A 14543-nucleotide genomic window follows, 5' to 3' on the forward strand; every position below is an offset into this window, starting at 1 on the left:
GCTAGCGCGCCTGTGCCATGTCACGTAACAGCTGCAGGGCCTCGGTGGCCAAGGGCTGATACTGATTGAGAATGTCGCCGAGACCGACCCAGAAAATCACCAGCCCCAGCACCAGAGTCAGGGGGAAACCGATGGAGAAAATGTTCAACTGCGGCGCCGCCCGCGTCATCACCCCGAAGGCGATGTTAACCACCAGCAACGCCGTGATCGCCGGCAATACCAGAAGCATCGCCGCGCCCAGCACCCACCCCAGTTTGTTGGCCAGTTCCCAGAAGTGGTTGATCAGCATTGCACTGCCGACCGGCAGGGTGGTGAAGCTTTCCGTGAGCACCTCGAACACCACCAGATGTCCATTCATGCCGAGAAACAGCAGGGTCACGAGCATCGTCAGGAACTGCCCGATCACCGCCGCCGACACACCGTTGGTAGGGTCGACCATGGAGGCGAAGCCCATCCCCATCTGAATCGAAATGATCTGCCCGGCGACGACAAACGCCTGAAAAAACAGCTGGAGGGAGAGCCCCATCAATGCGCCGATAATGATCTGCTCGGCGATCAGCAGCAGTGCGCTCAGGTCGAGCGCGTGAACCTGCGGCATCGGTGGCAGACCAGGCACGACAACCACGGTGATTGCCAAAGCGAAATACAATCGCACGCGGGTCGGCACCAGGGTCGTGCCAAAGATCGGCATGGTCATCAGTACCGCGCCGATGCGAAACAGCGGCAATATGAACGAAGCGACCCAGGTACTGATCTGGGTGTCGGTCAGCTGCAGCAGTGACATGACTTAGCCGATGACCCGAGGAATGTTGCCGTACAACTGCAGGATGTATTCCATGAAAGTCTGTACCAGCCACGGACCGGCGACGATCAGCGTGACCAGCATCACCAGCAGGCGCGGCAGGAAGCTCAGGGTCTGTTCGTTGATCTGCGTGGCCGCCTGAAACATCGCCACCAGCAGGCCCACCAGCAGACTCGGAATCACCAGCACCGCAACCATCATGGTGGTCAGCCAGAGCGCTTCACGAAAGATGTCTACCGCGACTTCCGGCGTCATGGCGAGACACCGCTGAAGCTGTTGGCCAACGTACCGATAATCAGCGCCCAACCATCCACCAGCACGAACAGCATGATCTTGAACGGCAGGGAAATGATGAGTGGCGAGAGCATCATCATACCCATGGCCATCAGCACACTGGCCACGACCAGGTCGATGATCAGGAACGGAATGAAGATCATGAAACCGATCTGGAACGCGGTCTTCAGCTCAGAGGTGACGAAGGCCGGCACCAGGATGGTCAATGGCGCCTGATCCGGGGTCGCGATGTCAGTGCGCTTGGACAGGCGCATGAACAGTTCCAGGTCGCTGCTGCGCGTCTGGGCAAGCATGAAGTCCTTGATCGGCACCTGAGCCTTGGCCACGGCATCCTGCGCGGTGAGTTTTTCCGCCAGATACGGTTGCAAGGCATCCTGGTTAACCCGGTCGAACACCGGCGCCATGATGAACATCGTCAGAAACAGTGCCATGCCGGTGAGGATCTGGTTCGACGGCGTCTGCTGCAGGCCCAGGGCCTGACGCAGGATCGAGAAGACGATGATGATCCGGGTGAAGCTGGTCATCAGCATGACGAACGCCGGAATAAAACTCAGCGCGGTCATGATCAGCAGGATTTGCAGGCTGACCGAGTATTCCTGAGCGCCCTGAGCATTGGTGCCCAGCGTGATCGCCGGGATCGACAACGGGTCGGCGGCGAAGGCCAGCGGCGCAGCCAGCATCAGGGCCAGCGTCAAGATGATGCGTAGCGCACCCATATTACTTCTTATCCTTCTGGTCCTTGCCCATCAGCTCCATCAGGCGCTGGGCAAACTCCGGGGTCGCTTTCTCGGTGACCGGCACCTGCACCGGCTCCTTGAGCACATGCAAAGCAGTGATGGTACCGGGGCTCAACCCGAGCAGAATCTGCTCGCTGCCGACCTGCACCAGCATCAAACGGTCACGTGGGCCGAGCGCGCGGGAGCCGATCAGTTCGATCACCTGCCCCTTGCCGGCCGGCCCGGCCTGCTGGACCCGGCGCAACAGCCAGGCGAGGAAGAAGATCAACCCCAACACCAGCAGCAAACCAAGCACCAGTTGCGTCAATTGCCCCGCCACGCCACTGCTGACAGCAGGTGCCGCAGCCGCGGCAGCATTAGCCGCCGGTTCGGCCGCCAAGGCACTGAACGGCAAGGCCAGTAACAACCCCGAAAGCTTTTTCACTCAGCGCAGCTTCTTGATACGTTCGCTTGGGCTGATCACGTCGGTCAGGCGGATGCCGAACTTCTCGTTGACCACAACCACTTCACCGTGAGCGATGAGCGTGCCATTGACCAGCACATCCAGCGGCTCACCGGCCAGACGATCGAGCTCGATCACCGAACCCTGGTTGAGTTGCAGCAGGTTGCGGATGTTGATGTCGGTGCTGCCCACTTCCATGGAAATCGACACCGGGATGTCGAGGATCACGTCCAGGTTCGGACCGTCCAGGGTCACCGGGTCGTTGTTTTTCGGCACGCTGCCGAATTCTTCCATCGGCAGACGGTTGGACGGCGAGCTCGCGGCATCGGCGGCCAGCAAGGCGTCGATGTCGTCCTGCCCGGCGTCGCCGGTTTCTTCAAGGGCCGCAGCCCATTCATCGGCCAGCGCCTGGTCGTCCTGGATATTCATATCGTTAGCCATCATGTGTCCTCGGCGGGCAACCCTTGAACGGGCTGCCGTCTGTTAATAGCGAATGGGGAGCTGCGCCGCTTAACGGCGCTCGATCGGCTCGATCACTTGCAACGCGAGGTTGCCTTTGTGCGAGCCCATCTTGACCTTGAACGCAGGCACGCCGTTGGCGCGCATGATCATTTCTTCCGGCATATCGACCGGGATAATGTCCCCCGGCTGCATGTGCAGAATGTCCCGCAGGCGCAACTGGCGACGAGCCACCGTGGCACCGATCGGCACGTCAACGTCCAGCACGTCCTGGCGCAGGGCATTGACCCAACGCTCGTCCTGATCGTCGAGGTCCGACTGGAAGCCGGCGTCGAGCATTTCGCGCACCGGCTCGATCATCGAGTACGGCATGGTCACGTGCAGATCGCCGCCACCGCCATCGAGTTCGATGTGGAACGTCGACACGACAACGGCTTCGCTCGGGCCGACGATGTTGGCCATGGCCGGGTTCACTTCCGAGTTGATGTACTCGAAGTTCACTTCCATGATTGCCTGCCAGGCTTCCTTCAGATCGACGAAGGCCTGCTCCAGCACCATGCGCACCACACGCAGCTCGGTCGGGGTGAATTCACGCCCTTCGATTTTCGCGTGACGGCCGTCGCCGCCGAAGAAGTTGTCCACCAGTTTGAACACCAGTTTGGCGTCGAGGATGAACAACGCGGTGCCGCGCAACGGTTTGATCTTGACCAGGTTGAGGCTGGTCGGCACGTACAGCGAGTGCACGTACTCGCCGAACTTCATCACCTGCACGCCACCGACGGCAACGTCCGCCGAGCGGCGCAGCATGTTGAACATGCTGATGCGGGTGTAGCGGGCAAAACGCTCGTTGATCATTTCCAGGGTCGGCATGCGTCCGCGGACAATGCGATCCTGGCTGGTCAGGTCGTAGCTTTTGACGCTGCCGGGCTCGGCAGCGATATCGGTCTGTACCAGACCGTCATCGACGCCATGCAACAGCGCATCGATCTCATCCTGGGACAGCAGGTCCTGCACGGCCATGTCGTGTTCCTACTGCAGTACGAAATTAGTGAAGAGCAACTGTTCGACGACCACTTTGCCGAGTTCTTTCTGCGCCACTTCCTGGACGCTGGCGGTAGCCTTCTGACGCAACATTTCCTGACCGACTGGCGACGCCAGCGTCGCGAAATCCTGCCCGGAGAACAGCATGACCAGGTTATTGCGAATCACCGGCATGTGGACTTTGAGCGCTTCCAGATCAGCCTGATTGCGGCCCTGCATGGTGATGCTCACCTGCATGTAGCGCTGACGGCCGTTCTGGTTGTAATTGGCCACGAAGGCCGGCGCCATGGGCTCGAAAACCGCTGGTTGCTTGCCGACCGGGGCAATTTCAGCCACGGCGACAGGTTTGCTCTGGGCGCTGTGCATGAAGAACCAGGTCGCCCCCACGGACAAGCCGATCGCCAGCAGCAGGGCCACCACGATCACAATGATCAGCTTGATTTTGCCTTTGGTTGCGGGGTCTTTTACAGCTGCTGCTTCGCTCTTCGCCATGCCAATAATCCGTCACTATTCGGGTTTTCACAGTCGCACGGCAAGGCAAGAGCAAGTGTTATGCCAGAAGTGTCGGAGGGTAAAGGGTCTGCGGCAGGCCGGCGCTGAAATCAAAAGATCGCAGCCTCCGGCAGCTCCTACATTTGTAGGGTATACACCCCGTAGGAGCTGCCGAAGGCTGCGATCTTTTGGGGGCGCCGCGACTTATCAGGCGTAGTAGTCGACCGCGCTGGAACCGATGACGCTGGTCGTGCTGGCCGCCACTTCGGCAACAGTCGACGTGAGCTCTTCATCCATGCCATCGAGACGACCGCCGCTGGCGTTGGTGCGTCCGCTCTGACTTTGTTGAGCCTGGTCCTGACCTTGCTGAGAGCCGCGAGACTGGTCGGAAACATTGACATCGACCTGACCCATGCCCTGCTGCGCGAACATGTCACGCAAGCGATGCATCTGGCCATCCAGCGCCTCCCGAACGCTTGGGTGTGCACTCATGAAAGTTACCTGGGTCTGCTGGTCCGGCACCATGTTCACCCGAATATCGAGGCGACCCAGTTCGGCAGGCTGCAACTGGATATCGGCTGCCTTGAGGTTGGCACTGGACAGGTACATGACCCGGTTCACCACTTCTTCGGTCCAGCCGCTCTGATGCATGGCGATCGGCTGATTTACCGGCAAGGCATTGGCGGTTTTCGGCGTGGCAGCCTGGGTCAGCGCCGCCAGACGGTTGGCGAAATCATCGACGCGGGTATCGCTGCTGGCAGACTTCAAATCCTTGAGGCCGCCATCGATCAACCCACTGAACGCTTTCTCGCCACCCTGACTGGTACTGTCCTTGTCGGCCTGCACATCGAGCATGCCAGCCATACCGGCAGCGAAGTTCTGCGCCGAGGTCGGCTCGCCATCAGCCTGAGCCTGCGCAGATGTCGGTGCTGCCTTGGGCTGCGCCTGACTCGACGCCGAAATATGACCGCCCTGCTCCATGGCCATGCGCACCGCCGGCAACGCATCGAGAGGATCGGCTTCGGGATCGAAATCGCTATCAGTCGCTGCAACAACCGGCGCTGCCGATGCTGCCGGAGCTGCCGCAATGACCGGCACTTCGACTTGCGGCTGCCCGGCGGCGACCACTGGCGGCGCCTCCGCAACAGGGGTGGTCACTACGGGCTGCAACTCTGGCAACAAAGCAGGGTCGAGGGCCGGATCAACCGGCGCGGTGTCGGCCACCGACGATGCGGCAGCGTCTGCCGCATCATCACTGGCAGTCCGGTCGTCGCTCGGCGCCGGTTTGTCGGCGGGCAAGGATTTGCCGCTATCGGCAACCGCTGGCTCCGGGGCGGCAGACTTGTCGTTGCCGACGTCCTTTTTACCAGGGCTGTCCGAGGTTTTATCGCGTACCGGCTTCGCCGAACTATCAGAGGCCGCAGAGGGTTTGTTCTGGGCCTGAGTGGCGTAAACCTGAGCGAAGCTGGACGCCTTGTCCCCGGGCTCAGCGGACAGCGCCGGTGTATTGGCGGAGGCGGCTTGAGTCTTGGCCTGCGCGGTGGCCTGAAGAAGAATATTGGGGGTAACGGGCATGAAACGGTCTCCGCGGCACTGGGATCGTAGGTACAGTTGCTGTGAATACTGCAAGGGTTGAGCCAGTTTTGCTCAAACGGCGTTAATAACGCCGGACGGTTGCACTGCCAGCGAGAGAGCGCTGAAGCTCTGCTTCGTAGAGGGGACGGATTATGGCGAATTCGCCATCAATTTCTCCGACCAGTCCCTCGATGCCTTCCAGAGACTCGTGCTTGCTTCGCTGCTCGAGCTCATCGCACAGCTGCGCGAGGCGAATGGCGCCCATGTTGCTGCAACTACCCTTGAAACTGTGCGCTATGGCACCGAGCGTCTCGGCATCCCCTGCCTCATGCAACAGACTCAGGCGCTCTGCGGAATCGGCGAGGAAGGTATCCAGTAACGTCGGGTACTCATCCTCCATGACCTCTTGCAACGCGCTCAGCACGTCGCGGTTCAGATGTGTGTCAGCCACTTGCTCACTCCTTGATCAAGAATGCGTGGATTATGCCAGAGCCTCCCAGGAAAATTCCACGCGGGCACTTCTACCTTCGTCGGACCAGCTGGCGTTACGGCTCAACTGGCGAATCAGACTGACACCACGTCCTGACAGACGGACGCCATCAACGGGACGCGCCATCACCCGCTCGACATCAAAACCCTTGCCACTGTCTTCGACCCGAATCGTCAGGCAACCGCCGTCATCCTTTGGCGTGACCTGCAAATGCACCCGCACATAGCCATCCTGCAGCTCATCCAGACGCGCATTGCGCTGCTGGTAATAGCGGGCAAAACCCGAAGCATCGCGTTTGAGGCTCGAATCCAGACCCAGCACGCCGTGCTCCAGCGCATTGGAATACAGCTCCGCGAGCACACTGTAGAGCGCCCCGCTCTGCGCACGCAAACCATGGACCTCCAACAGCAACTGCAAAAGATACGGCAGCGGATTGAAGCGTTTCAGGGTATCGGCACGGAACTCGAAACTCACCGACCAGTCCAGCGGGCAGGACTGGCCGCTATCGGAATAGACCGGGGCCGACGGACTCAACTGCGCCGCATCAAGCAGGCTGACTTCGACCATGCTGACATCGTCGCGGGCCTCACCGCCAAAATCCCGCAGCGCCAGCTCGATCTCTTCGAAAAGCTGGTCGGGGTGACGGTTGGCCGCAAACACCTCCTGCAACCGCTCGACTCCAAACAATTGCTCATGGGCGTCGCAGGTGTCGATGACCCCGTCGGACAACAGGAAGACCCGATCGCCGACGGCCATCGGAAAGACTTCAGTGCGGTCATCGAAGGCCTGCGGACTCAGCACGCCAAGCGGCAAATGCCGGGCCGTCAGCGGCGTGCGCTCTGCGCTGGCGATGCTGTGCAGATAACCGTCCGGCATCCCGCCGTTCCAGACTTCCACCGATCGTCGCTGAAAACTCAGGCACAGCAGTGTGGCACAACAGAACATGTCCACCGGCAGGATGCGCTTGAGCTTGGCGTTCATCTCGCGCAGGGTTTCCGACAGGCCGTAGCCCTTGGCAGTCATGCCGTAGAAGACTTCAGCCAGGGGCATTGCCCCGACGGCAGCCGGCAAACCATGGCCGGTGAAGTCGCCGAGCATTACGTGCATGTCGCCGGCCGGGGTGAATGCCGCCAGCAACAGGTCGCCGTTAAACAGCGCATAGGGCGATTGCAGGTAGCGGATATTGGGGGCGTTCAGGCAGCCGGAATGGGCGACCTTATCGAAGACGGCCTTGGCCACACGCTGTTCGTTGAGCAGGTAATCGTGATGCCTGGCGATCTGGTCACGCTGCTCCAGCACGGTGGCCTGCAACCGCCGCAAACGATCCATCGCCTTGATTTTGGCGGCGAGGATCACCTGGTTGTAGGGCTTTGCCAGAAAGTCGTCGCCGCCAGCCTCAAGACAGCGGGCCAGCGCCTCGCTTTCGGTCAACGAGGTCAGAAAGATGATCGGCACCAGGGTTTCCCCAGCCAGCGCCTTGATCTGCCGCGCAGCCTCGAAACCGTCCATCACCGGCATCATGGCGTCCATCAGGACCAGTTGCGGTCGTTGCTGGTGAAACGCTTCGACCGCTTCGGCGCCATTGGCCGCCGTCAGTACTTCATGGCCCTGGCGGCGGACGATACTCGACAGCAGCATGCGATCGGCCGCGCTGTCTTCAGCGATCAGAATCGTCAGCGGTTCGAACAACGATTGCATGGCCGTCACGCCACGTCGAAGATCTGTTCGAAGTTGGAGATGGCGAGAATCTTGCGCACATCGGCGTTGGCGTGGGTCAACGTGATCTCGGCGCTCTCGCCACCCGCGTGATCGCGCAATAGCAGCAACATGCCGAGCGCTGAACTATCGAGGTAAGTGGCGTCCTTCAGGTTCACTTCAAAGGACTCGGGTTTTGGCTCAAGGTTTTCGTAGGATTCACGAAATTCCTGATGTTTGGCGAAATCGAATCTTCCCTTGATCGATATCGTCAGTTTTTGCCCATCCGGAGAGACTTCTGTAACGACTGACATTGATCGGCTTCCTTGTCATTGGCGAACGTACGTGTAGAAGGTTTAGCACTTGGCGGGGATGGCGGCAAGTGTAGGAGCGAGCTTGCTCGCGATGAACCTGAGCGCGCCCAGGGCTATCAGGAAAACAGCGTTATCGTTGACGACCATCGCGAGCAAGCTCGATCCTACAGGGGGCGCACTCCCACCGCGAAACAATCAATACGAATCCTGCCGTGGCAACCGCTGCGACAACTCGTCCAGCAGCTTCTGCTCGCGCTTGTCTTCCAGCAACCGCGCCTCGTCCGCGTAGCGCTGAACCAGCTTGCGCAAGCCTTCGACCCGGGCAAACGCCTGCTGCCAGGTGTCCCGCGCCTTGTTCAGGTTGTTCTGATGCCACGCCAGACTTTGCCGCTGCTGGTCGATGGCGACGCCCAGTTGCGCAAGAAAGCCTTGATACCCCAGCAGCCATTGGCCCGAAACGCCACTGCTGCCACGAATGATCCACTGTTCCTGATAATCGAGACGAAAGGCCTCAAGGTCGGCGAGTTTGCTTTCAGCCAGGCGAACCTGGCCTTGAAAGTGGCCCAAACGCTGTACGGCGGTTTTTTCGGCCTTCTCGGCCATTTCGACCACCGGCGCCAATCGCCCTGCCCGACTCTGGGCCATGATCGATTAACCGCCAGCCGCAGGCGCGAAGATCGAGCCAAGATAGGCTTCGCTTTCGCCCAGGCTGATGCTGTCGTTAAGCCCTTGACGCAGGTATTTGACCAGCTGTGGCTGCAGGGAAATCGCCAGGTCGGTTTCCCGGTCACCGCCGGCGACGTAGGCGCCCACGCTGATCAAATCCCGACTCTGCTGATAGCGCGACCACAACTGCTTGAAATATTGCGCGCGGGTCATGTGTTCCGGCGACACCACCGACGGCATGACCCGGCTGATGGAGGCTTCGATATCGATGGCCGGGTAATGCCCCTCCTCGGCCAGACGCCGGGACAGGACGATATGCCCGTCAAGCACGCCCCGCGCCGCATCGGCGATCGGATCCTGCTGGTCATCACCCTCGGACAGCACGGTGTAGAACGCCGTGATCGAACCGCCGCCCTTCTCGGCATTACCGGCACGTTCCACCAGTTTCGGCAACTTGGCGAACACCGATGGCGGATAACCCTTGGTCGCCGGCGGTTCGCCGATGGCCAAGGCGATTTCCCGCTGGGCCTGGGCGAAACGGGTCAGGGAGTCCATGAGCAACAGGACGTTCTTGCCCTTGTCGCGGAAATACTCGGCGATCCGCGTGCAATACATCGCGGCTCGCAGACGCATCAGTGGCGCATCGTCCGCCGGGGATGCCACCACCACCGACCGCTTGAGGCCTTCTTCACCGAGGATATGCTCGATGAATTCCTTAACTTCGCGACCCCGCTCACCGATCAGCCCGACGACGATAATATCGGCCTCGGTGAAGCGAGTCATCATGCCCAGCAGCACGCTCTTGCCCACGCCAGTACCGGCGAACAACCCGAGCCGCTGGCCGCGACCGACCGTCAACAAACCATTGATGGAACGAATGCCCACGTCCAGCGGCTCGCTGATTGGGTGACGCTTGAGCGGGTTGATCGTCGGGCCGTCCATCGGCACCCAGTCTTCAGCTTTCATCCCGCCCTTGCCGTCCAGCGCACGACCGGCGCCATCCAGCACCCGCCCGAGCATGCTCATACCCATCGGCAAGCGGCCGGTGTCAGCCAAAGGCACCACACGGGCGCCGGGCGCAATGCCGGCGACGCTGCCGACCGGCATCAGGAAGACTTTGCTGCCGGAGAAACCCATGACTTCGGCTTCGACCTGCACCGGGTGATAACTGTCGTCGTTAATCACCATGCAGCGGCTGCCCATGGCGGCGCGCAAGCCTTCGGCTTCGAGGGTCAGGCCGACCATGCGCAGCAAGCGGCCTTCCAGGATCGGTGCGCCGGCCAGCTCCGTGGCCTCGGCGTAACTGCCCAGGCGTTTGGCGAAGCTGGTGCGGTCAAGGCGCATCGGGATCTTCCGGTTCGGGCTCGACGGCAGGCGTGGCGTCGATCGGCAGCTCCAGGCTCAGATCCGGTGCGGCCGGGTGCAAGGCCTGTTCGTGCAACTGATCGAACAGCTTGTCCATGACCCTGGCGATCCGGGTTTCAACAGTGGCGTCGATGCGACTGTGCTCAGTCTCGACCCGGCAACCGCCCGGCAACAACGCTTCGTCCTCGACGATGCGCCAGGACTCTTCATGGCGCTCGCGCAGGGCTTTGACCTGTTCGAAATCCTGCGGATTGATGTACAGCCGCACATTGCCCACGCCCAGCGGCAACAGCTTGAGGGCGTCGCGCATGACGTGTTCGATCTGCGTCGAGTCGATGGCCAGCTCGCGCTGAATCACCTGCTTGGTGATGTGCTGAACGAGGTCGACCAGGGACTTCTCGATCTGCGTGTCCTGCTCAGCGATGGGTTCGAACAGGTTGGCCATCAGCTGTTCCAGCGCCGCGACTTTCGGCGCCAGAACTGCCTCTGCTTCCTGACGAACCTTGAGCGTGGTGCTGTGAAAACCTTCTTTCTCGCCCGTCGCGAAGCCCTCGTTGTAGGCCTCCTGGCGAATGCTTTCGAGCTCTTCGAGGGTCAGTGGCTGGACTTCTTCCAGCGGCACTTCTTCCATTTCCGGCGGCTCGGGCTCAGGTTCAGGCTCGGGCTCCGGTACATGCGGGTCGAAACTGGGCAGCGACCAGACATCGAAACCACCGACGTCCTTGGCACGGATCAGGTCAGTCTGGGACTCATCATGTTTGGACGACATAGTGACCTTAGATCATCTCTTCGCCGCCCTTCCCGCCGAGAACGATTTCTCCGGCTTCGGCCATACGGCGAGCAATGGTGAGGATTTCTTTCTGTGCGGTTTCCACGTCGCTGACGCGTACCGGGCCCTTGGCCTCGAGGTCGTCGCGCAACAGTTCGGCCGCCCGTTTGGACATGTTCTTGAAGATCTTTTCCTTGACGCCTTCGTCCGAGCCCTTGAGGGCCAGCACCAGCACGTCGGAGGACACTTCGCGCAGCAACGCCTGAATTCCGCGGTCGTCGACATCGGACAGGTTGTTGAACACGAACATGAGGTCTTCGATCTGACCGGACAGGTCCTCGTCGACTTCGCGGATCGAGTCCATCAGCTGGCCTTCGATCGAGCTGTCGAGGAAGTTCATGATGTCGGCCGCACGCTTGATGCCACCCAGGGTGGTGCGCGCGGCATTCGAGTTGCCGGAGAACTGCTTCTCGAGAATCTGGTTGAGTTCTTTCAGGGCCGCTGGCTGCACGGTGTTCAGCGAGGAGACCCGCAGAATGATGTCAAGACGCACCTTGTGGTCGAAGTTGCCCAGCACTTCGCCGGCCTGGTCCGGATCGAGATACGCCACGACGATCGCCTGGATCTGCGGGTGTTCGTAACGGATCACGTCGGCAACGGCGCGCGGTTCCATCCACTTCAGGCTGTCGAGGCCACTTGTGTTGCCGCCCAGCAGGATCCGGTCGATCAGGCCGTTAGCCTTGTCTTCGCCCAGGGCCTGGGTGAGCATTTTGCGCACGTAGTCGTCGGAACCGACGCCCAGGCTGGTCTGATCGCCGACGATGTCGACGAACTCGCTCATCACCTGTTCGACCTGCTCGCGGTGCACATTACCCATCTGCGCCATGGCCACCCCCACACGCTGGACCTCTTTGGGCCCCATGTGGCGCAGCACTTGCGCGGCATCGGTTGACCCCAGGGACAGCAGCAGAATCGCGGCTTTGTCGACCCGGGACAGTTTGGCGGCAATGGCTCGGTTATCACTCATCTGCGTTAATCCACTCTTTCACGACCTGGGCCACACGACCCGGGTCTTCAGCCACCAGACTCTTGATTGCGTTCAACTGTGCGTCATAGCCTTCGCTCGGGCTCGGCAGCAGGATGCTGGTCGGACCACCGAGGCTGACGCGGTCGTTGGCCAGTTCGCCATCCATGCCAACCATGCCACCGAGTTCCATGTCGCTGCCGAGGCCCAGTTGTTTGCCTTTGCCACCATTGGTGATGTTGTTGAGCACCGGACGCAGCACACCGAACACCAGTATCAGGATGAACAAGACACCCAGCACTTGCTTGACGATGTCCCAGAACCACGGCTGGGAGTAGAACGGAATATCGGCAATCACTTCACCGCGCTCGGCGGAGAACGGCATGTTGATCACGCTGACACTGTCGCCACGGCTGGCGTCGAAGCCGACGGTGTCCTGTACCAGACGGGTGAAGCGCGCGAGCTCATCAGCGCTCCACGGTGCACGGGTCGTTTCGCCGTTGGCCGCGTTGACCTTGACCTGATCGTCCACCACCACCGACACCGACAGGCGATTCAACCGGCCTTGCTGTTGCTTGGTGTGGCTGATGGAACGGTCGAGCTCGAAGTTCTTGGTGGATTGTTGACGCTTGTCCGCCGGGTACGGCGCCAGCATCGGCTGACCGGTGGCCGGGTCCATGATTTGCTGACCGTTGGCATCCAACAGTGGCTGGCCTGGCTGAATCATACCGGCCTGCGCGGTGGCGCCACCGGTGGTTTGTGGCGCCGAAGCAGGCGACGGCGGCTGGTTGCTCAGCGCACCCGGAACACCTTGCGGGCCATTGCTGGCGGTGCGTTGTTCGTTGACCGACTGCTCGCTGCGCAGCGCCGGCTGGTCCGGATTGAACTGCTCGGAGGTCGACTCGACGGCGCTGAAGTCCACGTCGGCGGAGACTTCGGCTTTGTAGCGGTCGTTGCCCAGCACCGGCTGCAGAATGTTGTGCACGCGCTGGGTGAGCATGCTTTCCATGCGACGGCTGTAATCGAATTGCTTGCCGGCCATGGTCAGTTCGGAGTTCTCCGCCTGATCCGAGAGCAGATTGCCCTTCTGATCGACGACGGTGATCTGCGACTTGCTGAGCTCAGGCACGCTGGTCGCCACCAGGTTGATGATTGCCAGCACCTGACCCGGCTCCAGCGAGCGACCGGAATACAGCTCGACCAGAATCGACGCGCTTGGCTTGCGCTCGTCGCGCACGAATACCGAACTCTTCGGAATCGCCAGGTGCACGCGGGCACCCTTGACATTGTTCAGGCTGGAAATGGTCCGGGCCAGTTCGCCTTCGAGGCCGCGACGATAACGGGTCGCTTCCATGAACTGGCTGGTGCCGAGGCCCTGGTCCTTGTCGAGGATCTCGAAACCGATGTTGCCGTCGCTGGGAGTGACACCAGCGCCCGCGAGCTTGAGTCGCGCACGGGACAGGTCATCGGCCTTGACCAGCAAGGCACCGGAGTTCGGTTCAACGGTGTAGGGAATATCAGCGGAAGCCAGGGTATCCATGACTTGCTTGGCGTCCATACCGGCAAGGCTGCCGTACAGAGGCCGGTAGTCCGGTTGCTGGGACCACAACACCACGGCGAAGCCAATCGCCACGCTCGCCGCCAGGCCGACCAACAGGCCCACCTGACGCAACATGGTCATCTCGGAGAGGTTTTCCAGGAAGGACAAGCCGAACAGCGGCGGTTTGCCGTCTATCGGAGTGGCCTTGGCCGGAACATTATCGGCGACTGCATCTGCCATGACTCAATCTCGTCCTTAAACCGGCATCTGCATGATGTCTTGGTAGGCCTGAACCAGCTTGTTGCGCACTTGGGTCAACGCCTGGAAAGACACACTGGCCTTCTGCGAGGAAATCATCACGTCGGTCAGATCCACGCCGCTCTTGCCGATCTCGAAGGCATTGGCCAACTGGCTGGACGCCTGCTGCGTATCGTTCACTTTATTGACGGCCTGACCGAGCATGTCGGAGAAGCTGCTGCCACTCAGTTCAGGGACGGCGGCAGCCGATTTAGGCGCAGACATGGCATCCATTTGCATGGAACGCATATCCAGCATCAATCGATTGAATTCAATACCTTGGCTCATGGACTACTCTCTTTGGCGACCCGCAATTTTTTGACACTCACTCGGCGGATAGTGAGGTGTTAGCAACAAGGGTGCCAGCTCCGCGGCCACTCTCAACAAAAGCCCTTCCAGGGTTTCACCTCTACCGTGAATCACCGCAAAACCAATGTGGGAGCGGCGGTGCGACGATTCGACTTGCTCGCGAATACGGTTTTCCATTCAACAGAGATGCTGGCTGGTCTACAGCTTTCGCGAGCAAGTCGAATCGTCGCCC

At 60.7% G+C, this 14543-nt stretch carries 17 protein-coding genes; all 17 read right to left on the reverse strand.

The genetic code is table 11. The annotated features are described in order from the left end of the window. Position 1: 1 nt before the first annotated feature. The 17 genes from fliR to fliE all read right to left on the reverse strand — a co-directional run bounded on the left by fliR (position 2) and on the right by fliE (position 14290). Positions 2–784 (reverse strand): flagellar biosynthetic protein FliR, encoded by a 783-nt coding sequence (gene fliR / locus ACYZTL_RS07915; RefSeq protein ID WP_461951307.1) that lies wholly within the window; start codon positions 782–784, stop codon positions 2–4. Between the two features lie 3 nt (positions 785–787). Further along, a complete protein-coding gene (gene fliQ / locus ACYZTL_RS07920; protein WP_008024593.1) occupies positions 788–1057 on the reverse strand; it encodes a flagellar biosynthesis protein FliQ in 270 nt (89 codons plus the stop codon). Continuing rightward, a complete protein-coding gene (fliP, locus tag ACYZTL_RS07925) occupies positions 1054–1812 on the reverse strand; it encodes a flagellar type III secretion system pore protein FliP (protein WP_461951308.1) in 759 nt (252 codons plus the stop codon). The genes fliQ and fliP overlap by 4 nt, the downstream gene beginning before the upstream one ends. A 1-nt stretch (position 1813) precedes the next feature. Next, complete coding sequence (gene fliO, locus ACYZTL_RS07930) at positions 1814–2257, reverse strand: flagellar biosynthetic protein FliO (protein ID WP_461951309.1); 444 nt, start codon at positions 2255–2257, stop codon at positions 1814–1816. After that, positions 2258–2716: a flagellar motor switch protein FliN gene (gene fliN / locus ACYZTL_RS07935; protein ID WP_461951310.1), complete on the reverse strand. Its 459-nt coding sequence runs from the start codon at positions 2714–2716 to the stop codon at positions 2258–2260. 69 nt (positions 2717–2785) lie between these two features. Beyond that, on the reverse strand, positions 2786–3754 hold the full coding sequence (gene fliM / locus ACYZTL_RS07940; RefSeq protein WP_461951311.1) for a flagellar motor switch protein FliM: 969 nt from the start codon (positions 3752–3754) through the stop codon (positions 2786–2788). A 9-nt stretch (positions 3755–3763) separates the two neighbouring features. Further along, the gene (fliL, locus tag ACYZTL_RS07945) at positions 3764–4267 is read right to left on the reverse strand and encodes a flagellar basal body-associated protein FliL (RefSeq protein WP_461951312.1); all 504 of its coding nucleotides are present in this window, start codon (positions 4265–4267) and stop codon (positions 3764–3766) included. Positions 4268–4474: 207 nt separating this feature from the next. After that, a complete protein-coding gene (locus ACYZTL_RS07950; RefSeq protein ID WP_461951313.1) occupies positions 4475–5842 on the reverse strand; it encodes a flagellar hook-length control protein FliK in 1368 nt (455 codons plus the stop codon). 82 nt (positions 5843–5924) lie between these two features. Continuing rightward, the gene (locus tag ACYZTL_RS07955; RefSeq protein WP_461951314.1) at positions 5925–6293 is read right to left on the reverse strand and encodes an Hpt domain-containing protein; all 369 of its coding nucleotides are present in this window, start codon (positions 6291–6293) and stop codon (positions 5925–5927) included. Positions 6294–6323: 30 nt separating this feature from the next. Then, entirely contained in the window at positions 6324–8030 is a 1707-nt protein-coding gene (locus ACYZTL_RS07960) for a SpoIIE family protein phosphatase (protein ID WP_461951315.1), read from the reverse strand. 5 nt (positions 8031–8035) lie between these two features. Further along, entirely contained in the window at positions 8036–8341 is a 306-nt protein-coding gene (locus tag ACYZTL_RS07965) for an STAS domain-containing protein (RefSeq protein WP_461951316.1), read from the reverse strand. Positions 8342–8536: 195 nt separating this feature from the next. Further along, a complete protein-coding gene (gene fliJ / locus ACYZTL_RS07970) occupies positions 8537–8986 on the reverse strand; it encodes a flagellar export protein FliJ (protein WP_461951317.1) in 450 nt (149 codons plus the stop codon). Positions 8987–8992: 6 nt separating this feature from the next. Beyond that, complete coding sequence (gene fliI, locus ACYZTL_RS07975) at positions 8993–10351, reverse strand: flagellar protein export ATPase FliI (protein WP_461951318.1); 1359 nt, start codon at positions 10349–10351, stop codon at positions 8993–8995. Beyond that, complete coding sequence (fliH, locus tag ACYZTL_RS07980; protein WP_461951319.1) at positions 10341–11141, reverse strand: flagellar assembly protein FliH; 801 nt, start codon at positions 11139–11141, stop codon at positions 10341–10343. Before fliH ends, fliI begins: the two co-directional genes overlap by 11 nt. Positions 11142–11148: 7 nt before the next feature. After that, on the reverse strand, positions 11149–12168 hold the full coding sequence (gene fliG, locus ACYZTL_RS07985) for a flagellar motor switch protein FliG (RefSeq protein WP_461951320.1): 1020 nt from the start codon (positions 12166–12168) through the stop codon (positions 11149–11151). After that, positions 12161–13945, reverse strand: a complete 1785-nt coding sequence (gene fliF / locus ACYZTL_RS07990; RefSeq protein ID WP_461951321.1) for a flagellar basal-body MS-ring/collar protein FliF — start codon at positions 13943–13945, stop codon at positions 12161–12163. Before fliF ends, fliG begins: the two co-directional genes overlap by 8 nt. 15 nt (positions 13946–13960) lie before the next feature. Further along, positions 13961–14290, reverse strand: a complete 330-nt coding sequence (fliE, locus tag ACYZTL_RS07995) for a flagellar hook-basal body complex protein FliE (protein WP_461951322.1) — start codon at positions 14288–14290, stop codon at positions 13961–13963. Between the last annotated feature and the right edge of the window lie 253 nt (positions 14291–14543).

The sequence above is a fragment of the Pseudomonas sp. LB3P81 genome (assembly GCF_054897965.1).

Excerpts from the sequence above, each read along its gene's own strand:
- ACYZTL_RS07960 (WP_461951315.1), bottom strand. The coding sequence starts at position 8,030 with ATGCAATCGTTGTTCGAACCGCTGACGATTCTGATCGCTGAAGACAGC.
- fliR (WP_461951307.1), bottom strand. The coding sequence starts at position 784 with ATGTCACTGCTGCAGCTGACCGACACCCAGATCAGTACCTGGGTCGCT.
- fliN (WP_461951310.1), bottom strand. The coding sequence starts at position 2,716 with ATGGCTAACGATATGAATATCCAGGACGACCAGGCGCTGGCCGATGAA.
- fliL (WP_461951312.1), bottom strand. The coding sequence starts at position 4,267 with ATGGCGAAGAGCGAAGCAGCAGCTGTAAAAGACCCCGCAACCAAAGGC.
- ACYZTL_RS07950 (WP_461951313.1), bottom strand. The coding sequence starts at position 5,842 with ATGCCCGTTACCCCCAATATTCTTCTTCAGGCCACCGCGCAGGCCAAG.
- fliQ (WP_008024593.1), bottom strand. The coding sequence starts at position 1,057 with ATGACGCCGGAAGTCGCGGTAGACATCTTTCGTGAAGCGCTCTGGCTG.
- fliE (WP_461951322.1), bottom strand. The coding sequence starts at position 14,290 with ATGAGCCAAGGTATTGAATTCAATCGATTGATGCTGGATATGCGTTCC.
- fliI (WP_461951318.1), bottom strand. The coding sequence starts at position 10,351 with ATGCGCCTTGACCGCACCAGCTTCGCCAAACGCCTGGGCAGTTACGCC.
- fliM (WP_461951311.1), bottom strand. The coding sequence starts at position 3,754 with ATGGCCGTGCAGGACCTGCTGTCCCAGGATGAGATCGATGCGCTGTTG.
- fliG (WP_461951320.1), bottom strand. The coding sequence starts at position 12,168 with ATGAGTGATAACCGAGCCATTGCCGCCAAACTGTCCCGGGTCGACAAA.
- ACYZTL_RS07965 (WP_461951316.1), bottom strand. The coding sequence starts at position 8,341 with ATGTCAGTCGTTACAGAAGTCTCTCCGGATGGGCAAAAACTGACGATA.
- fliF (WP_461951321.1), bottom strand. The coding sequence starts at position 13,945 with ATGGCAGATGCAGTCGCCGATAATGTTCCGGCCAAGGCCACTCCGATA.
- fliJ (WP_461951317.1), bottom strand. The coding sequence starts at position 8,986 with ATGGCCCAGAGTCGGGCAGGGCGATTGGCGCCGGTGGTCGAAATGGCC.
- fliH (WP_461951319.1), bottom strand. The coding sequence starts at position 11,141 with ATGTCGTCCAAACATGATGAGTCCCAGACTGACCTGATCCGTGCCAAG.
- fliP (WP_461951308.1), bottom strand. The coding sequence starts at position 1,812 with ATGGGTGCGCTACGCATCATCTTGACGCTGGCCCTGATGCTGGCTGCG.